At 39.6% G+C, this 23,430-nt stretch carries 15 protein-coding genes and 1 pseudogene; 8 read left to right on the top strand and 8 right to left on the bottom strand.

The genetic code is table 11. From position 1 onward, the window contains the following. The first annotated feature begins 230 nt into the window (after positions 1-230). The 3 genes and pseudogenes from CSB87_RS03835 to CSB87_RS03845 all read left to right on the top strand — a co-directional run bounded on the left by CSB87_RS03835 (position 231) and on the right by CSB87_RS03845 (position 4,470). Positions 231-1,792 (top strand): annotated as a pseudogene (locus CSB87_RS03835) (peptide MFS transporter). Next, positions 1,789-3,591, top strand: coding sequence for an aminopeptidase P family protein (locus CSB87_RS03840; RefSeq protein WP_031959597.1), 1,803 nt, complete (start codon positions 1,789-1,791; stop codon positions 3,589-3,591). Before CSB87_RS03835 ends, CSB87_RS03840 begins: the two are co-directional and overlap by 4 nt. 294 nt (positions 3,592-3,885) lie before the next feature. Continuing rightward, on the top strand, positions 3,886-4,470 hold the full coding sequence (locus CSB87_RS03845) for an anthranilate synthase component II (RefSeq protein ID WP_031952968.1): 585 nt from the start codon (positions 3,886-3,888) through the stop codon (positions 4,468-4,470). Between the two features lie 96 nt (positions 4,471-4,566). On the opposite strand, the gene CSB87_RS03850 is transcribed toward CSB87_RS03845, so the two are convergent. Together CSB87_RS03850 and CSB87_RS03855 are read right to left on the bottom strand one after the other, a co-directional pair. After that, complete coding sequence (locus tag CSB87_RS03850) at positions 4,567-7,332, bottom strand: M1 family metallopeptidase (protein ID WP_079377791.1); 2,766 nt, start codon at positions 7,330-7,332, stop codon at positions 4,567-4,569. A 13-nt stretch (positions 7,333-7,345) separates the two neighbouring features. After that, the gene (locus CSB87_RS03855; RefSeq protein WP_106105036.1) at positions 7,346-10,078 is read right to left on the bottom strand and encodes a TonB-dependent receptor plug domain-containing protein; all 2,733 of its coding nucleotides are present in this window, start codon (positions 10,076-10,078) and stop codon (positions 7,346-7,348) included. Positions 10,079-10,434: 356 nt separating this feature from the next. On the opposite strand from CSB87_RS03855, the gene trpD reads away from it, so the two are divergent. The 3 genes from trpD to CSB87_RS03870 are packed head-to-tail and all read left to right on the top strand — an operon-like array spanning position 10,435 to position 13,005. After that, positions 10,435-11,484 carry an anthranilate phosphoribosyltransferase gene (gene trpD, locus CSB87_RS03860; protein WP_009498528.1) on the top strand — a complete coding sequence of 350 codons (1,050 nt, stop codon included), beginning with the start codon at positions 10,435-10,437 and terminating at the stop codon, positions 11,482-11,484. Positions 11,485-11,493: 9 nt separating this feature from the next. Then, positions 11,494-12,300: an indole-3-glycerol phosphate synthase TrpC gene (trpC, locus tag CSB87_RS03865; protein ID WP_031952974.1), complete on the top strand. Its 807-nt coding sequence runs from the start codon at positions 11,494-11,496 to the stop codon at positions 12,298-12,300. Positions 12,301-12,309: 9 nt separating this feature from the next. After that, positions 12,310-13,005 carry a Smr/MutS family protein gene (locus CSB87_RS03870; RefSeq protein WP_031952976.1) on the top strand — a complete coding sequence of 232 codons (696 nt, stop codon included), beginning with the start codon at positions 12,310-12,312 and terminating at the stop codon, positions 13,003-13,005. Between the two features lie 10 nt (positions 13,006-13,015). Here the strand turns inward: CSB87_RS03870 and xdhC are convergent, their stop codons facing one another. From xdhC to xdhA, 3 genes are read right to left on the bottom strand one after another with little or no spacing between them, the layout of a single operon-like run. Beyond that, the gene (xdhC, locus tag CSB87_RS03875) at positions 13,016-13,999 is read right to left on the bottom strand and encodes a xanthine dehydrogenase accessory protein XdhC (RefSeq protein WP_031952978.1); all 984 of its coding nucleotides are present in this window, start codon (positions 13,997-13,999) and stop codon (positions 13,016-13,018) included. A gap of 6 nt (positions 14,000-14,005) precedes the next feature. Next, positions 14,006-16,381, bottom strand: a complete 2,376-nt coding sequence (gene xdhB / locus CSB87_RS03880) for a xanthine dehydrogenase molybdopterin binding subunit (RefSeq protein WP_106105037.1) — start codon at positions 16,379-16,381, stop codon at positions 14,006-14,008. Position 16,382: 1 nt separating this feature from the next. Continuing rightward, positions 16,383-17,882, bottom strand: a complete 1,500-nt coding sequence (xdhA, locus tag CSB87_RS03885; protein ID WP_031952980.1) for a xanthine dehydrogenase small subunit — start codon at positions 17,880-17,882, stop codon at positions 16,383-16,385. Between the two features lie 261 nt (positions 17,883-18,143). Here xdhA and folE point away from each other — a divergent pair, with 261 nt between their 5' ends. Next, entirely contained in the window at positions 18,144-18,692 is a 549-nt protein-coding gene (gene folE, locus CSB87_RS03890; protein WP_001187844.1) for a GTP cyclohydrolase I FolE, read from the top strand. 156 nt (positions 18,693-18,848) lie between these two features. Next, positions 18,849-20,000, top strand: a complete 1,152-nt coding sequence (gene blaADC, locus CSB87_RS03895) for an ADC family extended-spectrum class C beta-lactamase (RefSeq protein WP_031952983.1) — start codon at positions 18,849-18,851, stop codon at positions 19,998-20,000. Between the two features lie 67 nt (positions 20,001-20,067). Here the strand turns inward: blaADC and CSB87_RS03900 are convergent, their stop codons facing one another. The 3 genes from CSB87_RS03900 to CSB87_RS03910 all read right to left on the bottom strand — a co-directional run bounded on the left by CSB87_RS03900 (position 20,068) and on the right by CSB87_RS03910 (position 23,430). Further along, positions 20,068-21,960 (bottom strand): DUF4105 domain-containing protein, encoded by a 1,893-nt coding sequence (locus CSB87_RS03900; RefSeq protein WP_031952984.1) that lies wholly within the window; start codon positions 21,958-21,960, stop codon positions 20,068-20,070. Positions 21,961-22,021: 61 nt separating this feature from the next. Then, the gene (locus CSB87_RS03905; protein WP_000914200.1) at positions 22,022-22,492 is read right to left on the bottom strand and encodes a DUF3015 family protein; all 471 of its coding nucleotides are present in this window, start codon (positions 22,490-22,492) and stop codon (positions 22,022-22,024) included. Positions 22,493-22,635: 143 nt separating this feature from the next. Beyond that, entirely contained in the window at positions 22,636-23,430 is a 795-nt protein-coding gene (locus tag CSB87_RS03910) for a DUF817 family protein (RefSeq protein ID WP_002052947.1), read from the bottom strand.

Here is a 23,430-nt window from a genome sequence, read left to right on the forward strand (position 1 = left end):
TTTGATGAATTCTTATAGAGCATTTCAGTACTCGGCAGTTCTTTGATTCTTCAAATGAATACTCCTTTGTGTTATTCGCTATCTACAAACTCCACTATTCATGTTCTTTTTCATTCACTGTTTTTATACAAGGTAAATTTGCTTTTATTGTTAAAAATAACTAAAAAATAAAAACATAAATTTTGGTTATAAATAAAAAAACTAAAAGTTATGTTTATAAAAAACATAAAATCATTCAAGGATTTGAATAATGAAACATGAACTTGAACAGACCGATAAAGCATTTTTCGGTCATCCAAAACCATTAAAAACTTTATTTTTTACAGAACTTTGGGAAAGATTTTCTTATTACGGAATTCGCCCCTTACTTGTTCTTTATATGGTTGCTATGGTGAATGACGGTGGGCTAGCACTTGATCGACCAACTGCCGCAGCTATTGTGGGATTATTTGCAGGCTCAATGTATTTAATGACAGTTTTTGGTGGTTGGATTGCTGATAACTGGTTAGGTCAGGCACGCGCTGTTTGGTACGGTTCAATTATTATTGCTTTAGGGCACTTATCAATTGCGCTCACCACCATTTTTGATCAATTCTTTTTTTATTTCGGTCTAGTTCTGATTGTTCTTGGCTCAGGTTTATTTAAAACTTGTATTTCAGTGATTGTCGGAACTTTATACAAAGCTCAAGATAGTAGACGAGATGCCGGATTCTCCATTTTTTATATGGGAATTAATATGGGCTCCTTTATTGCACCACTCATTACAGGTCTATTAGCGCGTGATCATGGTTGGCATTTAGGCTTTGGTATCGGCGGCCTTGGGATGTTGATAGCGTTGTTAATTTTCCGCTTTTTGGCTATCCCGCAACTTCAAACTTTTAATGAACTGCGTCAAGAATCTAACACCTGTAGCAAACCTGTCGTAGAAAATAAAAATGCACCCAAAATTGTGTTTAGTTTTTTATTTTTGGTTGCAGTGGTTATTGGACTAACTTTCTTTGGCATCATTCACATCAATCCAGTCGTTGTTTCTACCTACTTAACTGTAGGAATTAGCATTGGGATTATTGCTTATTTTGCATACTTACTACTTTTCCTGAATTTAGAGCAAAATGAAAAATTTAAAATCGTTATTTGCTTCGTTTTATTAGCAGCATCTGCTCTATTCTGGTCAGCTTTTGAACAAAAACCCACAACTTTTACTTTATTTGCGCAAGATTATACAGACCGTATTGTTTTCGGTTTTGAGATTCCAACGGTATGGTTTGAATCAATCAATGCTCTTTTTATTATTATCTTTGCTCCAGTTGCAGCTTGGCTATGGGCTAAACTAGGTAAGGCAAATAAAGATCCAAGCTATATCAGCAAATTTATTATTGCGTTGTTATTCGCAGCAGGTGGCTTTTTGCTTATGACTTTAGCCAGTCATTTTGCTATTCATGGTGGGGCAGTTTCACCATTTTGGTTAGTCGGTACTTTATTTCTTCTGACGATAGGTGAACTTTGCTTAAGCCCAATTGGCTTGTCAACCATGACCAAACTTGCACCCGATGTTATACGCAGTCAAATTATGGGTTTATGGTTCACTGGTTCAGCTTTAGGCAATCTCATGGCAGGTCTCATTGGCGGACATGTATCGGCAGATGGTATTAATCATTTACCTAGCCTATTTATGCGCTGTGTATTGGCCTTGGTTATTGGCGCAATCGTGTTATTTTTATTAAAGAAACCAATGAATAAATTAATGGGCAAAAGTACCAGCAAAGTTCAACCTGATTTGGAAACGATATGAACAACTTAACTGTTCCAGAAAAACTAGCGAAACTTCGAGAACTCATGACCAATCAAAGTATTGATGCTTTGGTTGTGATGAGTGCAGACCCCCATATGTCTGAATATTTACCAGACTATTGGAAAGCAAGGCAGTGGTTAAGCGGTTTTAGTGGCTCTGTTGGCACTTTAGTTGTGACCCAAAACTTTGCAGGACTCTGGGCCGATGGCCGCTACTGGGTACAAGCCGAACAACAACTCGCTGGAACTGGCTTTCAATTACAAAAACTGACCAGTGATGAGTCTTCAACACATCTCGCCTGGATTGAGAAAAATCTACCAGCTAGTTCGGTCATTTCAGTAAATGGACAAACACTTTCAATCCAGCAGTTTAAAGCGTTGGAAAATACGGCAAATCAACGTGGTTTTAAGCTTGAAACACAGCAAGATTTAATCGGCTCGATCTGGTCTAATCGTCCAGAACTTCCTTTAGAACAGATTCATTTAATGCCTGAAGGGTTAAATGCGCTATCTCGTAAAGAAAAAATTCAGGCAATACGCGATGCTTTAAATAGTAAAGCGATTGAAGGACATTTCATTTCATCTTTAGATGATATTGCCTGGGTTTTAAATGCACGCGGACAAGATGTAGAGTACAACCCTGTATTCCTTTCCCATTTATATATCAGTGCTCAACAGGCTGTTTTATTCATTGATAGCATTAAAGTTGATTCAACCATTCAACAAGCTTTCAAAGCTGATGGCATTGAGATTCGTGACTATCGAGATTCAGCTCAGTTTTTAGCAAATATTTCTAATGCATCTGTGCTGTTAGATCCAGCCAAAGTATCGATTTTTCATGAGCAAGCCATCGCAAAAGATATTCGGATTGTTTACGACATCAACCCAAGTACACTTTTTAAATCGCGTAAGCATGAAAGTGAAATAGCTCATATCCATCATGCCATGGTGAAAGATGGTGTTGCCCTTTGCCACTTTTTCCACTGGTTAGAAAAAGCCCTTTATCAAGGTCAACGCATTTCAGAACTCACCATTGATGAGAAAATTACGGCTTTCCGTGCTCAACAAGAGGGTTTTATAGGCCCTAGTTTTTCAACAATTGCCGGCTTTAATGCCAATGGTGCTCTACCTCATTATCGTGCAACTGAAGAACACTACTCATTCATTGAAGGCGATGGCCTATTACTCATTGACTCTGGCGGGCAGTATGTTGACGGAACAACGGATATTACTCGTGTTGTTCCTGTCGGGACTCCAACAGAACAACAAAAACGTGACTATACCTTAGTTCTAAAATGTCATATTGCTTTGGCAAAAACCATTTATCCAGAAGGTTTAGCTGCTCCTCTACTCGATTCAATTTGTCGTCATACTTTATGGCAACATGGTTTAGATTATCGCCACGGCACAGGTCACGGCGTAGGCTTTGCACTTAACGTGCATGAAGGACCACAAGTGCTTTCTTATTACGCGCCTATTCATGCCTACAGCAAATTGCGTGAAGGTATGATTCTTTCTAATGAACCAGGCTTATACCATGAAGGACAATACGGTATTCGTATTGAAAATCTGGTTGCAAACAAACTTCACTCAGGGTTTGAGAAAACTTATGGCGATTTCTTAGAGTTTGAAACGCTGACCCTTTGCCCGATTCATTTAGATTGTATTGTCGTTGACATGCTAACGAATGAAGAGAAAGACTGGTTAAATGGTTACCATCAAACTGTTCAAGAAAGACTGGCTGAACATTTATCTGGCGATGTTTTAGATTGGCTGATTTATAACACACGAAAGATTTAATCTTCTTTTTGCTTAAGGCAGAATAGTTTTTTATTTACAATACAAGCTTATTCTGCCTTATTTGTACTTATCTATAATTTCAAAAAGCCTCACTTCTTAAACCATTTTTTCTGCAAATTTCTAACGAATGAAATAGTTAAACTGGTTACTTCTTTTTTTGCTATATTAGCCCATTAGAAAACGGCTTCTTATTTTTCAAATCTAAAAAGTCTTTTCTAAACAGTGAGTATGAATGTGAGTAATATTTTAACTACTCATTAAATATATTTTAATTATCATGAGGTTAAGTTCATCATGCTTCTAATGATCGACAATTACGACTCTTTTACCTACAACATCGTCCAGTATTTTGGCGAGTTGAATCAGGAAGTAAAAGTAGTTCGCAATGATCAAGTCACATTAGAGGATATTGAACGATGGCAACCTAAATACCTCGTAATTGGCCCTGGCCCTTGCTCTCCAAGTGAAGCTGGTATTTCAATTCCTGCAATTAATCACTTTGCCGGAAAAATTCCATTGCTTGGCGTGTGTTTAGGACATCAAAGTATCGGGCAAGCTTTTGGCGGAAAAATTGTAAGAGCCAAAACGGTGATGCACGGACGTTTATCTGATATGTACCACAGCAATAAGGGTATTTTCAGTAATCTGCCTAGCCCATTCTCGGCAACTCGTTATCACTCGTTGGTCATTGATCAGGAAACGCTACCTGACTGCCTTGAAGTAACATGCTGGACCAATGAAGTAGATGGCTCAATGGAAGAAATTATGGGCGTTAAACATAAGACACTTCCTGTTGAAGGCGTACAATTCCATCCTGAATCCATTTTGAGTCAACATGGCCATCAAATCTTTAAAAACTTTTTAGACATCTACGCATAAGTCAGCCGTCAATAGATTGTTTTAAAAGTAATTTGATAAGAACCCTTAATAAAAAAGCCAACTACGATCAGTTGGCTTTTTTCATGGCTGAATCAATTACAACTTTAACTGTTGCACAATTGATCCATCTTGTTTTGCCACCAAAGATTCGCAGAGTTGAATACGTTCTTTGGTTTGTTTCAATCCTCTTTCCACCCCAACCAACTCTTTAGTTCGTGGTGCAAAAAAGTCATTTAACTGTGCCGCTTGTTGTTGGGTACATGCTGCCCCACTAAACATTGCAGGAAAACGCCCAGCCGAAGACTTACCTAAACGGTCAAACACTGCCTCATGATTTACCTTAAACCAAGACCATAAACCGCCTTGTTCATCTCCATAATTATTAATGGAGTTAACTACGGTACGAACTTCACCAACTTTAACACGCGGGTTCAAAATCAACTGACGGGCTTGTTGACGTGTTGCTTCTTGATTTGCCGAGCCTAAGGCTGTAAGGATTGCTAGACGTTGTGTTGGTTGAGTCACGTGTTGTAACTCTCCAGACAATCGGTCAAAAGCTGGTTGACCTTTTTCTTGTACACGTACAGCTAAAATGGTTGGCAATAATTCAGGTGTTACTTGCGCAAAATTAAGCTGCTTTTGAGCAAATAGAGCATCTGACTGTTTTAACAGTTGTGTACGAACTTCAGGAACTTGAATATCTAAAGCAAGAAATCTAACTAACTCACTACGCCATAAACTGTCTTCAGCTGATTCACCTGTTTTACTGACATAACCCAACTGATTTAATTTAGGTAAATATAAATTTGCCAAAACTTTTCTAAAATGTTCACGTTCAGCTTCTGTTTTCAATACATGACGATGAATGGTACTTAACTGGGAAAACAGCGCTGTACTAATTTGTCGGCTATTTGAATTAGCGAATTTCTTCGCAGCATCTACGACAGCCAACAAATTAATATCCCCATGGTTAAATGCAGCTGAAATTGCATAGGCATAAGCTAACTGTTCAGTGTTAGAAAGCTTTTCTGTAGCGGCAGTCAGACGAGTAAACTCTTTTTGTGGCAAACTAAATTGGTAGTATCCTGCCGCATCTGCATTTGGTATATACCAACTGTCAAAGCTGGCACCTTTGAGTTCAATCTTGGTTTCTGCTTGGTCTACCAGTTCACATTGCACTTTGCTACCTGCATTTGGAACTTCATAACGTACACATAATGGTACACCCCACAGGCTTCTTGCATCACCTTTTGAACCCACAGGTAAATAACGGCTTTGCTTCACATTTAAAAAGACTTTATTGCCTTCTTGCTCTAATACGGTGTTAATTAAAGGCACACCTGGTTGATCAAGAAAACTTTTCATCGCTCTAGTAAAGCGCTCACCTTGTCCAGATTGCTCTGCTAAAGCGCTAATTAAATCATTGGCTGTCGCATTACCGTATTGGTGCTTATTAATATAATTGCGCACCCCTTGTTTGAATTTTTCTTCACCCAAATAGCTTTCAAACATATTTAAAACAGCTGCACCTTTTTGGTAAGTAATACCATCAAAAGCGGTTTGAATATCGGCATTACTTAAAATAGGCTGGCGAATACGGCGTACACTTACCAAGCTATCACTTTTCATCGCATCTGCGGTGTCTGAAATACGCTCTAAATCAGCGTTAAATTCCGGATGTAATTTTTGAGTAATTTTACTTTGCATCCATGTGGCAAAAGATTCATTTAGCCACAAATCATCCCACCACGGCATCGTGACGACATCACCAAACCATTGATGTGCAAGCTCATGTGCATTGACATTAAATGAATTCTGTACAAAAGAGACTGGCGAGTCCTTATCTAACAACATTAGATAGTCTCTAAAAGTAATTAGCCCCGGATTCTCCATTGCTCCGGCAGCAAAGTCTGGTGCTGCCAGTAAGTCGAGCTTGTCAAATGGATAACCAAAGGCAAAATAATCTTCTAAAGTTTTTAAAATGGCTGGCGTTTCAGATAAAGCATGCTGCATTTTTTCAGCTTTAGCATCGGGTGCAATACCACGTAACTGGATCGGCTGCTTACGCCATGAAGTTGCTCCAATATCAGGCCCTTTTTGTAATTGCCACGGTCCGACAGCCAATGCAAGTAAATAGGTTGGCAGTGGTTTTGTCTGTGCAAAACTGAGCGTTTTCCAACCCGACTTATCGACTTGCTCCGACGTTTGTTGGGTATTGGCAAAACCTGAATATTTGCTTGGAATCGTCAAACGAATATTAAACGGCGTTTTAAAACGTGGTTCATCAAATGATGGGAATGACTGGCGTGCACTAATTGCTTCCATTTGAGTCATCACATAAGGTTTACCCTCAAACTCAATTTTATAAATACCGTCGAGCTGCTGGTCATATGCTGCATTAAAATCTAGAACAAGTTGATACTGTCCTGCGGGCAAGGTCTTGGCAAATTTAATTTTACTCACCCCATCTACTTCGGAGGCTTGCTCATATTTTGCTTTGGTTTTGACGCCCTCTGCCGATGTGATATTCACATCTTTCACCGTCAAAGATTTACCATGAATCCAGAGGTGATCTGTGGCTTGAGCCAGTTTTAAATGAATAGTAGTTTTACCGGTATAGCCTTTTTGTGCGGGATCAATCTTAAAATCTAAATCATAAGATTCGGGTACAACCCACTCGGGTAATTTACCAATCGGGATTTGTTCACTGTTATTAGATGCAAAAATCTGTGTAGCAGATAAAGATAATAATGTTGTAAGTAGCAATCTTTTTTTAAATGAAGGCTTGACCAGCATAAGGGGTTTTATCCTCTGTAGTTTTAAATAAAAAGATGCAGCAAATGCTGTACCACTTCGCTGCATCCATACATCATTCTTAGAATTTATAGTTAAACTCCAACCAACCTTGACGGCCGAATGGTGAATATGATCCTACCGGATAATACGGCCAACCGCCTGTGTCATCTCGTTTCACTTTGTCAAACACGTTATTAATAATGATTGAAGCAGAAGCTTTTGGAGAGATTTGATAAGTACCGCTCCAGTTCACCAAATACGTTGGGCTTAAATAGGCAGTTTGGTTACCATTTGGAATTTTGCCATAACGATTAACTAATACTGTTGATGCCCAATCACCAAAGCTCCAGCTGAGACTGGTATTAAAACGGTCACGCCAATCAGGAATAGTTAAATCTTTTAAATAGTCATCTTTCTCGTGATCTTTTGATTGTTGATATTCATGTTCTAGTACACGGCTATAATTTACCGTCCAGAGAAAGTTACCAAAACTGTCTGTTTTCCAGCGCCATCTACTAGTGAAATCAATCCCGCGGGTATGGTCTGATGCTGCATTAATCGGAACGATATTAATATTCTTAATCACATTTGGATCGACAACTGCATTTGCAGGGTTACGCTCTACACGTGCCAAAGCATCGATACAGGCCGCAGAGTTAATATCTTGGTTGCCTAAACGACAATCTGCTTCCAAACGTAGAATTTTGTCCGCACTTAAATTCGTCACAAGATTATCAATTTTGATATCCCAGTAATCGACGCTGATATCAAATTTATTGGTGGGTGACCAAACAAAACCTGCACCATAAGATTTACCCTCTTCAGGTTTCAGCTCTTTGTTTCCGGTTAAAGTGTAGTTCGCCCCAGGTGCGTAATCTTTAAAGCTACATTTATCTAAAGGTTGTCCCGTTTGGCTACAACGTAAATAATCCGTTGTACTTGGGAAATAACCTTTTTGTTTATTTAAAAACAGATAGTTCATATCTGGTGCACGAAAGCTGGTCGCATAGTTACCGCGCACTAATAAAGTTGGATGTGGTCTAAACTCGAGACCCGAACCGAAAGTTAGCTTATCAATGCTGTTATCTGATAAAGCATAACGGTCATAACGTCCAGACAAGGTTAAATTTAATGGTTTTGCTAAAGGTAAGAATAATTCTGCGCCAAGTGCTTGGCGGGTACGTGTACCTCCATATTCGCCACTAGAGCTTAAATTATAATATTCACCATTTTCGATCGCCTCATCTGGCTTAATCGAGAAGCCTTGACGCCCAATTTCAGCCACAGCCGCAAGTTTGGCAGTTCCTGCAGGTAGCTTAAATACGTCACCATTCGCGCTTAAGGTTAAACTTTGCGCCCACGACTTATCTTTTTCTTTTGTTGTGCCCGAAATGCTTTCAAATTCACTTGCTGTGAGTGGTCGACTTAAACGATCTAAGCGAGGTGAATAAATAGGAATACCATCTGCATCTGTACCAAGTTGCTGACCTAAGAAATATTCATCAACATTCGAACGTAATAAGCCTTGGCGGTGTAGCTGACTAGTATAGATGGAACCATTATAGGCTGCTTCATAACTCCAGCTCGTCTCCCCAATATCGCCTCGAATTCCAAAATTTAAGTTCGAAGAAAGTTCTTTCCATTTTTTATTTATGCGTTCTACCCCACCTAATTCTTCAGGCGCAAAACGACGATTCCAAATTTCATAATTTCCCGAATCTTGATTTAGAAAATAACCACTCGATGCACCTAAAGAGGTCCATATCGGACTACGGGTATTGTTTTCAATTTGATTTGCCCCAATCAAAAAATCTGCAAATAATTGAGTTTTATCATTTAACTCATAGTCTAAACCGAGATAACCATTTTGACTGCGATTTTGAGTTTGAACAGTCCAATAAGTCGGTCGAGCCAAACCACTGGCACAATTGTCCGCCCCTGCTTGCCCTATATTATTGACTGATCCGTTAAATAAACCATTAAAGGCCTGACACCCTCCAATTGAAAGGTATTTACCAGTATCGGCATTTTTCCGACCCACAATCGTGTCAGGTTTCTCCCCCAAACGAGTTCGACTCGACATAAAATCTCGATCGGCCGCCCATATCGGTTCACGGCCACTGAGTTCAACCCCATAAACAAGGCTGAGCTTGTCTAAAGTTTTACTGCCACTCAGTTGTAAACGTAAGTTTTCACCACCCTCTTTGGTTCCGCCTGCCTTGATATTAAATTGTGTGCCGTCTGTTTTCTTTTTCAGAATAATATTCACCACACCTGCAATTGCATCTGAACCATAAATTGCAGAAGCACCACCGTTTAATATTTCAATACGGTCAATAATGGCAGTGGGAATATTGGCTAAGTTTACGAAATTGACAGAGCCATCATAAGGCACAGGATAGTCTGCAACCCGATGTCCATTAATTAAAGTCAAAGTATGATTTGGACCTAGACCTCGCAAACTAATGGCATTAGCCGCAGGCGTAAACGTATTTCCATAATCGGCACCTTGTACGAAACCTGTGTTCTGCGTCAGGTTATTGAGTGCGTCAAATGCATTACTAAAACCTTGTTTTTCAATATCGGCTGCGGTAATGACGGTCACACTGGTCGGGCCATCTTTTTGTGCTTTTGAAATCCGAGAACCTGTCACCGCAACACGAACTACTTTATCTGCTTTAGCTTGGTTTTGTGGTTGCTCTACAGCTTCTTGTGCATAACTTTCTAACGGATGAAACAGTGCAACAAATACGAAAATAAATGAGCGCTTATTTTTTAAAGCCCCTACATATTTCAAGTTATTTAAATACATATTTATTAGTAGACAAAATAAAGATCGCCCTACTATATCCACTTTTATTTGTTTGATTTATACAGATTTTTTCTAGATATATTGATGTTTAAGATATACCAAATGGTTAATTATTTATCATAAAAACTCACAACAAACTAAAACCTTTTTCAATAAATGAATTCTGTTTATAACTCAAACCTATACCCTAACTGAGCAAAATTTTTAATTCTCTTATCGAACAGCAAAAATCTTTGATTATTTTCTGCTAACATAGCTCCCCTAGCTAGTGAATCATGGAACGCAATAGGCCGAACCTCCCACACTCGATCAACTTCACCTAAAAATTTTAATCATTAATGCTGTAAATCATGACTATGAATATCCAACAGGCGCTTAACCACATTACCAAGAACATTCATTTGACTCAGCCTCAAATGGAAGAAATTATGCGCAGCATCATGCAAGGTGAGGCAACCGAGGCACAAATTGGTGCTTTAATGATGGGCCTACGCATGAAAGGTGAAAGCATCGACGAAATGACAGCGGCTGCACGTGTCATGCGTGAATTTGCAATTAAGATCGATGTGAGTGATATCAAACATTTAGTAGATATCGTGGGAACTGGCGGTGATGGACAAAATTTATTTAATGTGTCTACAGCGTCTAGCTTTGTGATTGCAGCAGCAGGTGCGACCATTGCAAAACATGGTAACCGTGGCGTTTCAAGTAAATCAGGTTCATCAGACCTACTTGAGCAAGCAGGTATTCATCTTGATCTAGATATGCAACAAACTGAACGCTGCATCCGTGAAATGGGTGTGGGTTTCTTGTTTGCACCAAACCACCACAAAGCCATGAAATACGCTGCTGGCCCACGTCGTGAACTTGGTATTCGAAGCATTTTCAATTTACTTGGCCCATTGACCAACCCAGCTGGGGTAAAGCGCTTTGTGATTGGTGTGTTTTCAGATGAACTGTGCCGTCCAATTGCAGAAGTGATGAAACAACTCGGTGCCGAACATGTCATGGTTGTTCATTCAAGAGATGGTCTTGATGAAATTAGTCTTGCAGCGCCTACCACTGTTGCCGAACTCAAAGATGGCGAAGTTACTGAATGGACACTTAATCCGGAAGATGTCGGAATTGAGTCACAAACATTAAATGGTTTAGTGGTTGCTGATGCATCGGCGAGTCTAAAGCTCATTAAAGATGCTTTAAGCAAAAATAAATCCGATATTGGTGAAAAAGCAGCAAACATGATTGCGCTTAATGCGGGCGCAGGTATTTATGTAGCAGGCATTACCAAAACTTATGCTCAGGCTGTTACTTTCGCGCAAGATATTATTTACGGCGGGCAAGCATTAGAGAAAATGAGTGTTTTAGCTGAATTTACTAAAACATTAAAACAATCTCAGGCAGATTAAGGACTTCTCATGATTAATATTCAAAATACCATTTTAGGTAAAATTGTTGACCGTAAACATGAGGAACTTGCTGCGCGTTTAAAACAACGTAATTTGCAAGATGTAGAAGAGCTTGCAAAAGCAGCGTCTCCGGTGCGTGGCTTTGCAAATGCTTTACAACATAAACGTCCGGGTGTGATTGCTGAAATTAAAAAAGCATCTCCATCAAAAGGAATCATTCGCGCAGACTTTAATCCTGCTGAAATTGCTCAGCAATATGAACACGCTGGAGCAGCATGTTTATCAGTACTGACTGATGTGGATTTCTTTCAGGGTGCAGATGAAAATATTGCGATTGCCCGCAATCATTGTGCCCTACCTGCTTTACGTAAAGACTTTTTGGTCGACCCATATAATGTAGTTGAAGCACGTGCTTTGCATGCTGACTGTATTTTATTAATTGTTGCTTGTTTGTCTGACCAGCAACTCGAAGAAATGTCTAAAACTGCGTTTGAACATCAACTTGATGTATTGGTTGAAGTTCATGACGAAGAAGAGTTAGAGCGTGCCTTAAAGCTTTCTGATCAATGTTTATTAGGCGTGAATAACCGTAATTTAAAAACCTTTGATGTAGATTTAAATACTACTATCCGCTTGAAAAAATTACTTCCGTCCTCACGTTTACTGATCACTGAAAGTGGCATCGCGACACCAGATGATGTGCGTATGATGCAAGAGCATGATATTCACAGTTTCTTGGTTGGCGAAAGTTTTATGAAACAACCACGTCCAGATCAAGCTTTTACTGCTCTTTTTGGACAACCTCAAACGGTTTAATGAAGATATATGAGTAATAAAGATTCATCGCTTTCTAAAGAGCAACAAAAGTTATTGAAGCAATTTAAAAAGCAAATCTCCAATCCTCATTCAAGCAAAATCGCAAATCAGCCTGAGACGAAAAAATCTCAGGCTGAGACTGAAGAATTGGAAGATACATACCTGTTTCAACAGGCTGTTGCAGGTGTAAAACGCATCAACAATAGTAATATTGCCGATGTAAAAACACCTCGTGCCAAAAAAGTCGATGCACAAACTTTGGCAAAACGTGCAGCTGCCGAAGGTGGTCGTGATACCGAACATGCCGAGCTATCAGATACACAAGCTGCCTTAAATCCAGTCGCAAGCCAAGCAACGTTAAGCTATCGCATTGCGACCCTTCAACATAAGGTTTTTGAAGACTTAAAAGCAGGCAAGATGCGTTGGTTTGAAGCTGTAGATTTACACGGCTGTACCATTGAACAAGCACGTGACGCAGTTTTACAAATCATCCAGATGGCAAAAGATGAAAATCAAAATGTCATCAAAATTGTGCATGGTAAAGGCCCAGAAGCGGTCTTAAAAACCTATGTCAACGGATGGCTACGTCAACACCGCGATGTGTTGGCCTTTGTAAGTGCCCCTGAAAACCAAGGTGGTACAGGTGCCGTTCTCGTACTGCTTAAACGTGCAGAAAAAAATCCTAAGTTCGAACAAAAAAAATGATCCTTTGGGATCATTTTTTTACATCAAATACCTGCAATAATTGAGCAACCACTGCAACGGCAATCGTTGCAGGTTGTTTCGATGAAATCCCTTCTATCCCGATCGGGCAAACCAAACGTTGTAATGTTTCCTGAGTATAACCTCGCACCTGCATACGTTTTTCAAAAATGGCCCTTTTACTCTTCGAACCAATCATCCCAACATAAGCAAATGGTTTTGCCGTAGGTTTTAAGGCTGTAAAACACAATTGCAGATCTAGTTGATGATCGTGCGTTAAAATTAAAACTGCACCTGAACGGTCAAAATGCTCTATCTCGGTGTCTAAGGTATCAATTGTTATACAGTGCACCTGTTTCAGTAAATCGGATGGGAAAATATCATCACGCGGATCAATCCATTTCACCCTCACACCAATAGGCAATAAGCAACGAACAATTGCTTCTCCCACATGACCTGCACCACAAACCAGTACTTGCATGGCATAAGGCTGAATCTGCTGGCTAAATTGCCATTCTTCACTGCTGCCAGAATGTAACTCGAAACTTGGTTGTTGTTCCATCTCTATAGCCTGCCAAGTGGATGCATATTGATGTGAGACGGTACGCGATATATGCTTTCCAGCTTGCCACGCTTGGAAACTTCCAGACAAATCCGACGCAATTTCAGCGGGTAATATTTTTTCAAATAATAACCACATTACTCCGCCACAACACTGCCCAAGCCGAGCACTGAGGTTAAAACGTTCAATACGCCTCACACAAGTTCCCGTTTCACTTAACATTGCTTTAGCAATATCAATTGCCTGAAACTCTAAATGCCCCCCACCGATCGTATCCGACTGCTGCCATTGCTGTTGTAAATTAAACCGCAACAACATCGTTGCACCAACTTCTCGTGGTGTTGAACCATCTGCACGGACCACTGTGACCAATACCATAGGCAACGCATCGGCTTGCCAAGCTACAAAATCAGTCCACCATTGTAAATGTTGCATAATCTTCTACATTCTAGCTTGTGGGCGATCTGCCAAAGCTTGTCCCCGTCCAATAGCAATTGCACGTAAAATTTCTTCGGCAGTTGCCGGAGCATTGAGTACGAGCGGTGCATTTTCTGGTATAGCCGCCTGTACAGCCTGCCGAATTGCAGAGAAAACTGACAATGCCAACATAAATGGCGGTTCACCTACAGCTTTAGAGCGATAGATGGTGTCTGCCTGATTTTGATTATTAAACAGTTTGACGTTAAAAATATGAGGAATATCTATACTGGTCGGTATTTTGTAAGTTGAAGGTGCATGGGTAAACAAACGGCCTGCGTGTGGGCCCTGCGGCTGCCAATACAACTCTTCTGTCGTGAGCCATCCCATCCCTTGCACAAAACCGCCTTCAATTTGCCCAATATCAATTGCAGGGTTAATTGACTGCCCAACGTCATGCAAAATGTCAGTACGTAATACTTTCATTTCCCCAGTTAAGGTATCTATTGCGACCTCACTAACCGCTGCACCATAGGCATAATAGAAAAATGGGCGCCCTAAATGGTTGACCTGATCATAGTGAATTTCTGGAGTTTTATAAAAACCACTGTCCCATAGTTGTACACGTGCCATATATGCCCGTTGAACCAAGTCAGGAAATGTCCATGAATGACCATTCCCTGTTGAAACCATACTATCTTCAAACTGGACTTGTTCAGCTTCACTTTGACTTATTTCGGCTGCAAGTTTTGCCAGACGCTCACGAATTTTAATACAGGCGTTTTGAACAGCTTTACCGTTTAGATCTGCGCCACTCGATGCAGCAGTTGCCGAAGTATTTGGCACACGAGAAGTATCTGTTGCAATTAAACGAACGCTATCGATTGGTAAACCCAACTCATATGCAGCAACCTGCCGTACTTTGGTATATAGCCCCTGTCCCATTTCTGTACCGCCATGAGTAATAGAGACAGTGCCATCCATGTACACATAGACCAGTGCCCCTGCCTGATTGTAATGCACGGCGTTAAACGAAATACCAAACATTAATGGGGTTAACGCAATACCACGCTTAATGATGTCATTATTCTGATTAAAGGCATGGATGCTCTGTTTGCGTTTCGCGTAATCACTACTTTGCAATAGTTCGGCTACTAATTTTGGCGCAACATTATCACGAACTTCTGCCCCATAGTGCATACGGTCACGTCCGGCGCCGGGCTGCTCGGCAAAGAAATTGCGCTGACGAATTTCAACTGGATCACAACCTAAATAACGCGCAATATCATCAATAATATTTTCAATGACAAACATGCCTTGCGGTCCACCAAAACCACGATATGCGGTATTGGAAACAGTATTGGTTTTACAACGCAAGTTACGTAGCTCAACTGCATTTAAATAATAGGCGTTGCCAATATGGCAAATCGCCCGTTCATTCACTGGCCCAGAAAGATCAGCCGAAAAACCGCAGTTTGAAGCCAGTTGCACCTTTAAGCCTTGCAAAAGACCACTGTCATCAAAAGCCACAGACCATTCATAAGCAAAACCGTGACGTTTGCCTGTAGCACTCATGTCATCATCGCGATCTAAGCGTAATTTACACGGACGGCCTGTTTTTTTCGCTGCCAAAGATGCAATACACGCCCACTGCGCCGACTGCGATTCTTTACCACCAAACCCCCCCCCCATACGACGGCTTTCTACACTGACCTGATGCATATTCATGCCTAGTGCATGACAAATTAGTAACTGCATTTCGGTTGGATGCTGTGTCGAGCAATAGATTTTTAAGCTCTGATTTTCTTGTGGAATCGCATAGGAAATTTGCCCTTCTAGATAAAAATGCTCTTGTCCACCAACCTGAATATTCCCTGAAAGATGATGTGTAGCATTTTCAAAAGCCTGTTCAACGTCACCGTGGCTAAATTCAACAGGCGGTAACACCCACGATTCTTTTTTAATCGCATCTTGAATTGTTAAAATCGGAGTTTCGGGCACATACTCAATTTTTGCTAAGCGAACTGCCTGACGGGCTTGCTGATAACTCTCGGCCACAACCACAAATAAGGCTTGTCCATAAAACTCAACCTGCTCCTCGGCAAAAATTGGGTCATCTTTAACAATCGGCCCCCAATTATTTTCAACCTCAATATCCTTTGCCGAAAAAACTGCATGGACACCATCGGCCTGACGTACTGCATCTAAATCAAACTTACTGATTTTGCCTTTGGCACAATTTGAAAATCCAACTGCCAAATGCAACGTATTTTCAAGCTCGGGTAAATCATCAATATAAGTTGCCTGCCCCGTCACATGTAAATGCGCACTCTCGTGTGGAATCGAATCACCTGCTTTAGCGGATTTTTTAGAAACCCTTAAGTCAATATTTTGATTCATGTCAGATCTCCACCATAGCAATCAAGTCATTTACTCGAGTGATTGTCCGAGACAGAACTTTTTCTACATAAAAACGCTGTAAACAGTTTTTTGCGACGTGTAAACGATATGCAGAGCTAGCACGTCCATCATCTAGAGGCTGATAGTCTTGCGACAATGCTTCTTGTGCCTGAACGATCAATTCTGTTGTAAGTTGTTGGCCTTCCAATACGGCTTCTGCATATTTTGCACGTTTGGGAATAGCAGCCATGCCACCAAAAGCAATTTTCACATTGTGAGCGACACCATCATTATCTAGCTCACATGAAATAGCAGCGCATACTGCAGAAATATCTTGCTCAAATCGTTTGGCAATTTTATAGCTGGCAAATTTAAAACGCGTCTGTCCGTCACGAAGTGGAATAACAATCGACTCTATAAACTCACCAAGCTGTAATGCTGTTTTTTGATAATCTAAATAAAAATCTTCCAAGGCAATTTCACGAGTCTGCTCACCAACGCGCGAAATCAATCGTGTACCTAACGTAATTAATGCTGGCATTGAATCACCAATCGGCGAACCATTGGCAATATTTCCCCCTAACGTTCCTGCATTTTTAATGGGCATGGAAGCAAAACGGCGCTGCAATTCTTGAAAGTCGGGATAAAAATTTGAAATTTTAATGAGTGCATCACTCAAACTTACATTTGCCCCAATTGTTAAAGCATGGTCTGTGACTACAATCTTTTTGAGCTCTTCAACCTGACCGATATAAAGCATATCGCCCAAATCACGGCCCTGCTTTGTTACCCACAAACCGACATCGGTACTCCCTGCAACAATACGCGCATGCGGCAACTGTAAGCGTAATACGGCAAAATCCTGCAAAGTCCTCGGTGCAAAAAATTGCTGCTTTTGATCATTCAAATGCAATGCTGGTAATGCTCGTATCTCTTTTAATACATCAATTACTTTTTGACGCTTTAATGCCACACGTGGATAGTCATAAGCTTTTTGTGCTGCATCTAAAATAGGGCGATAACCCGTACAGCGACATAAGTTTCCAGAAAGATAATCACTGATTTTATCTTTGCCTGGGGGCTGTTGTTCATTTTCGTACATTGACCATAACGACATGATAAAACCGGGTGTACAAAAACCGCATTGTGAACCATGCATATCGACCATCGCCTGTTGTACCGGATGAAGCGTGCCATCTTGTACAGGCAATAAGCTATGAAGGTCTTCTACTGTAAATAGCGCTTTGCCATCTAACGTCGGTAAAAACTGAATACACGCATTCACGCTCCGCAATTGCAGGTTGTCATTGACTAACTCACCAATCACTACTGTGCATGCACCACAATCGCCCTCAGCACAGCCCTCTTTTGTACCAGTCTGTCTGGTTTTACCAGTTTGGGTATATTCTCGTAGAAACTGTAAAACCGTCATTGTGGGTAGAATATTTTCTACTTGCTGCTGACCGCCACGAAAAAAGAAGGTGATTGGACGTTCTGACATGTTTTATCCTTATGTTTTATAATAATGCTTTTGTGCAAATATGATGCCATGAAGCGATCATTTAGAACTTACCTATATTAAACGCACATTTCATATCCAACCACTTGACTCTTAACGATAAAAAGCATGAATTTTATTCATCTTTTACTAAGCGTGCGCAAAACCAAAATAAATATAGTGTGAGGATTTATGAACATCAGGGCATGTTTCTGATACAATGCCGAGCTTGTCTAATAGAGTAAATTTATACGTCTTATGTCAATGCAGCAATCGTACGCAAATATTCTGACTGCCGTCGGTGAAGATCTTAATCGTCCCGGCCTTAAAGATACGCCTGTGCGTGCGGCTAAAGCTTTTTCATATTTAACTTCTGGCTATAGTAAAACTTTAGAAGAAGTCACCAATAATGCTGTTTTCCCATCAGATAACCATGAAATGGTATTGGTGAAGAATATTGAATTTTATTCGCTCTGCGAACACCATCTCCTCCCATTCTATGGCCGTGTTCATGTTGCCTATTTACCAGAAGGCAAAGTGCTTGGCTTGTCTAAATTTGCACGTATTACCGAGATGTTTGCTCGTCGTTTGCAAATTCAGGAAAACTTAACTCAGCAAATCGCTGAAGCTGTTGCAGAAGTCACTGGCGCTCGTGGTGTTGCTGTAGTCATTGACTCTGCACATATGTGCATGATGATGCGTGGTGTAGGTAAACAGGAATCTACTACTCGTACAGTTTCATTTGTCGGAGATTTTAAAACCGATAAAGAAGCACGCCGTGAATTTTTAAGTGCTGTACCAGAAAGCTACTAATATAGTTTTACTGCAAAAAGCCCGACCATGTTGGGCTTTTTTTATAGCTAAACGCTATAAACCTTCAATCCAACTCTATAAAACATAACAATTAAATTAGATGATTTTTGTTATAAAAGTACGCATCTTTCTTTTTAAATGATTTATGAGCGAATCATGCAATTTAAAAAAATTTCTTACTTACTTTTACCTTCTCTTTTTATTTTTAATACCTCAATTTATGCGGGCAATACTTCTAAAGACCAAGAAATTAAACAATTGGTAGATCAAAATTTTAAACCCTTATTAGAAAAATATAATGTGCCGGGTATGGCGGTAGGTGTTATTCAAAACAATAAAAAATATGAAACGTATTATGGTCTACAATCCGTTCAAGATAAAAAAGCTGTAAATAGCAATACCATTTTTGAGCTAGGTTCTGTCAGTAAATTATTTACTGCGACGGCAGGTGCTTATGCAAAAAATACAGGAAAAATCTCTTTTGATGATACGCCGGGCAAATACTGGAAAGAGTTAAAAAACACCCCAATTGATCAGGTCAATTTACTTCAACTTGCCACCTATACAAGTGGTAACCTCGCCTTGCAATTCCCAGATGAAGTACAAACAGATCAACAGGTTTTAACTTTTTTTAAAGATTGGAAACCTAAAAACCCAATCGGTGAATATAGACAATATTCAAACCCAAGTATTGGCCTATTTGGGGAAATAGTTGGTTTATCAATGAAGCAGCCTTTTAGTCAGGTCTTGGAAAAAACGATTTTTCCGGACCTTGGCTTAAAACATAGCTATGTCAATGTGCCTAAAACTCAGATGCAAAACTATGCATTTGGCTATAACCAAGAAAATCAGCCAATTCGAGTTAACCCTGGCCCACTCGATGCCCCAGCATACGGCGTCAAATCGACCCTACCCGACATGCTGAGCTTTATTCATGCCAACCTGAATCCACAGAAATATCCGGCAAATATTCAATGTGCAATTAATGAGACACATCAAGGTCGCTATCAAGTAAATAGCATGTATCAGGCACTCGGTTGGGAAGAGTTTGCTTATCCGGCAACGTTACAAACTTTATTAGACAGTAATTCAGAACAGATTGTGATGAAACCTAATAAAGTGACTGCTATTTCAAAAGAACCTTCAGTTAAGATGTACCACAAAACTGGTTCAACAAATGGTTTCGGAACCTATGCCGTATTTATACCTAAAGAAAATATTGGTTTAGTCATGTTAACCAATAAACGCATTCCAAATGAAGAACGCATTAAAGCAGCTTATGCTGTGCTAAATGCAATAAAGAAATAATTTTTCCCTAAAACAAAAAGAGAGAAATAGTCTTCATCTATTTCTCTCTTTTTTATGAATATATGATTTAAAAGAACCAAACATATCCAAGACTTGATTTCATCCAGTCCAGATGATTCTGTTTTTCATAATCCCAATTAAGCCGAATAGCATTATTGCTATTAATGGCATATTGCCACTGTGTATTTAAACGTAAGTTCCATTGGTTTTTGTCTTCCCAATATGGCAACTCCACTTGCACCACTGAGTTAAACTTTTCAAACCATTGATTCATACACCCTAATGTCGGCCCTACTCCTACACGCCAACCTTTATCTAAATTTGAACCAGCTTGGACGTAAGTTTGTACCTGCCCATAGCAAATATGTTTGCGCTCATAATCTGCAAGACTGTAACCAACCTGAGCATTAAAACTCGCGACGCCATGCTGCTTTTCATCACTATAAACACCGTCATGAACCGCTTCCTGACGCCAACCTAAGTTAAATCCCCAAGTCAGCGGTGTTTTAAATGGTTGAATCGGGTTATAGGAGTTCACCTCTAATAGATCAAGATGCTCAAGTTTTAGATGATCGTTACGCCACTGCGCATTACCATTTAAAAATAATAATTGAGTACCGGCACGGTATCCGCCTTGAGGATCTATTAAGTCATGATAAGCCTGTCTATGACCTATCTCGATAAACTTGTCACCTTGCACTTCGCCCAGTTTTAGCGAAACATTACGTGCATTATGGCCTTGTGTTGGCTCGGTAGAAGGTCGTTTCGGTTCTTGGCGCTGTTTATCTAAATCAATCTGACTTCGTAGTGCTAAAAGCTGTCTAAGCTGTGGCTGGGCAAAGCTTTCTTCAACTTTGCGACCAATAAATTGTAGATATAAATCATCGTAAGCCATCTCAAGAATTTTGGCCTGATCTGATGGGCTAAATGATTTAAGTGTTTCTGTAGACTGTTGAATTGGCTTCATTGCTACTTGATGAGCAACTTTTGCTAAAGACGCACCATGTTGATGAGCTTGGGCCAATAATTGAGTTTCTAAAGCGGGTCGATACACAGGAGCTTTGGTGAGTCCTTGTTGTTGCATCGCTTTAATGGTTTCCATTGGAATGGAAGCATAATTAAACTTTTCTTGTAGATGAGACTCAGGTTTAACTAAATCGACTAAGCCCAGTAACCGATAGGCACAGTTGTCACTCACAAAGTAATAAGGAAAGCTCACATGTTGCATTTCCCAAATATGGCTCACCAAAAAACGTGTTTCTTCAGGAGATAGATTTAACTCATATTCCCATAAATCACGGCTTTCAAAATCACCATACTCTTTTACCTTACGATAATAAGGCATAAGTGAATATTCACCCGGATACTGCCCTGTTAAGCCTTTCCAAGCATATGACCAGTTGTCATTGCCTGCAACAGTGGCCGCATAATTTACAGCATAAGAAACGAGGTTTAACTGCTTTTGATCTTTAGGGTCTAAGCGTAATAAGGTATGTCCAAACATTGAGCTTGGATTGCCCATAAAGTCAGTCGCATAAATTAAAGTCGCTTTATAAGGCTTAATCTGGCTAATCCAGTTTTCAAACTCTGAACATTTTACTTGTGGCAATTCATTTTCCTGAATGCCTAATTGCTTTATAAGCCACTGACTACGTGCCGGAAATTTACAACGTATTGACTGATTATCTGGCGCAGGTGTAAACAATGCCGCGATATCGGCTTTTAACTCTTCTTTTAAATTATTTTTTCCATTTGCTGCAATAAAATAACCTGAATAACTCACTTCACTCTTCTGGTTTTTATTGGCATACATGAGCCGTTGCCATGTAATGGCTTGGTCTAATTTTTTTTGTTCTGCAATAGACCAATAGTTTTGAATAGATGGATTTATTTCTGCAGAATACGCAATATTAACTGCCAATGAGGCAAAAATTAAAGCAACCGATTTCATTAAGCTCATCAATTTTTATCATTAAATATAAGAAAAACCCTGCCAAATGGCAGGGTTTTCAATTTCAAACTTATACGTAAGCTTTTAAAACTTCGTCTTTAGCCATTACGTTTTGTAATGATGCTAATACTTGAAGTGTGTTTTGGTTGTTTGTTGAATAGATTTCACCGAAGTTTGCTTTTGAAACTTTGAAGAAACGGTCTTTGTCTTGTGGTTTAATTTGCATTAACTCAGCAAGTACGTTCAGGCTTTCACCTTGGCCTACAGCCATATCACGCGCTAAAGCTTCTGCATTTTCATTTGTGAAGGTAACAACTTGAGCTGTTACTGTTCCGCCTTGACGGCAACCTAAAGTACCGAAAGTAATACCTAATAATTGGTTAGTAAAAATACCGTTTGTTGTTGCAGCAAGAATTTTCGGCACCACTCCTTTTTGGCCAGCCCATACTTGCGTACCCACACCACAACCTACATCGTTATCAGCCATAGCAACACTTGAACCAGCTGCTAACAAAGCAGCTAAAGCTAATTTTTTTAACATAGATGTATATCTCCAAAATCATTATTGATTGTTTCTTATGTATTGTTATGTGTAACTATTGTTACACCCTTCAAAGATAGCGATATGCTTGTCATTTAGCAATTAAAAATTAAATAATATGATAAAAAGTAAAAAGGAAATTTTTATTTTAAATTCCAATTACCTTGATTATCTCGATGACCTAATATTTTAAGAACTAATACTAAACTTAGTAGTAATAATAAATACCATGAACCAAGTTTACCCCATCCCACCATATGCCAAGCATTAATCTGACTTGGATAAACCCAAATTTTATAAAATGTACTAATATTTTCAGCAACCCAAATTATGAATGCGAGTGTCACCAACACAGGGAGCATTGGAGTTTTAAACTTACGTTCATTTATTTGAAAATAAAGTGTAGTTTTCCAGAAAATATAAACACTAAAAGCAAATAAAATATAGCGAATATCTGGTATAAAAAATTTACTCATAAAATTAATATATGAGAAAAATGCGAGAAAAAGCATACTTCCAAAACTTGGAAGTTTTTCAAAAGAAACTTGAAATAAACGGATTGAGCGAGCAAAAAAGCTACCTACAGCCGAGTACATAAAGCCTGCAAATAAAGGCACAGTAATAATTTTAAACACAGCAGGCTGCGGATATTGCCATGAAGCAATGCCAGGGTGTGTCAAAAAGATTTCCATGACCATTGCCATGATATGAAATAAAGCAATGACCTTGGCTTCTTGCCAAGACTCAAGCTTTAAATACAACAGGCAAATCTGAATAATGAGCGCATAGATGAGTAAATAATCATAACGATAAAAACCCATATATTCATGGCTTCCCATCGGCGCGGTTAAAGCAAAAGCAATTAAAAGCAAAATACCAAACAAGGCTGCCGAAACAGCCTTGCCAATAAATTGAAAGGTTAAAGAGAGATATTGCAC

This window comes from Acinetobacter sp. AR_0276, from assembly GCF_003000705.1.
In the GTDB taxonomy this organism is placed as follows: Bacteria; Pseudomonadota; Gammaproteobacteria; order Pseudomonadales; family Moraxellaceae; genus Acinetobacter; species Acinetobacter nosocomialis.

Coding starts and splice junctions, on each gene's coding strand:
- CSB87_RS03840 (WP_031959597.1), top strand. CDS start 1,789: ATGAACAACTTAACTGTTCCAGAAAAACTAGCGAAACTTCGAGAACTC.
- CSB87_RS03845 (WP_031952968.1), top strand. CDS start 3,886: ATGCTTCTAATGATCGACAATTACGACTCTTTTACCTACAACATCGTC.
- CSB87_RS03850 (WP_079377791.1), bottom strand. CDS start 7,332: ATGCAGCGAAGTGGTACAGCATTTGCTGCATCTTTTTATTTAAAACTA.
- CSB87_RS03855 (WP_106105036.1), bottom strand. CDS start 10,078: ATGTATTTAAATAACTTGAAATATGTAGGGGCTTTAAAAAATAAGCGC.
- trpD (WP_009498528.1), top strand. CDS start 10,435: ATGAATATCCAACAGGCGCTTAACCACATTACCAAGAACATTCATTTG.
- trpC (WP_031952974.1), top strand. CDS start 11,494: ATGATTAATATTCAAAATACCATTTTAGGTAAAATTGTTGACCGTAAA.
- CSB87_RS03870 (WP_031952976.1), top strand. CDS start 12,310: ATGAGTAATAAAGATTCATCGCTTTCTAAAGAGCAACAAAAGTTATTG.
- xdhC (WP_031952978.1), bottom strand. CDS start 13,999: ATGCAACATTTACAATGGTGGACTGATTTTGTAGCTTGGCAAGCCGAT.
- xdhB (WP_106105037.1), bottom strand. CDS start 16,381: ATGAATCAAAATATTGACTTAAGGGTTTCTAAAAAATCCGCTAAAGCA.
- xdhA (WP_031952980.1), bottom strand. CDS start 17,882: ATGTCAGAACGTCCAATCACCTTCTTTTTTCGTGGCGGTCAGCAGCAA.
- folE (WP_001187844.1), top strand. CDS start 18,144: ATGCAGCAATCGTACGCAAATATTCTGACTGCCGTCGGTGAAGATCTT.
- blaADC (WP_031952983.1), top strand. CDS start 18,849: ATGCAATTTAAAAAAATTTCTTACTTACTTTTACCTTCTCTTTTTATT.
- CSB87_RS03900 (WP_031952984.1), bottom strand. CDS start 21,960: ATGAGCTTAATGAAATCGGTTGCTTTAATTTTTGCCTCATTGGCAGTT.
- CSB87_RS03905 (WP_000914200.1), bottom strand. CDS start 22,492: ATGTTAAAAAAATTAGCTTTAGCTGCTTTGTTAGCAGCTGGTTCAAGT.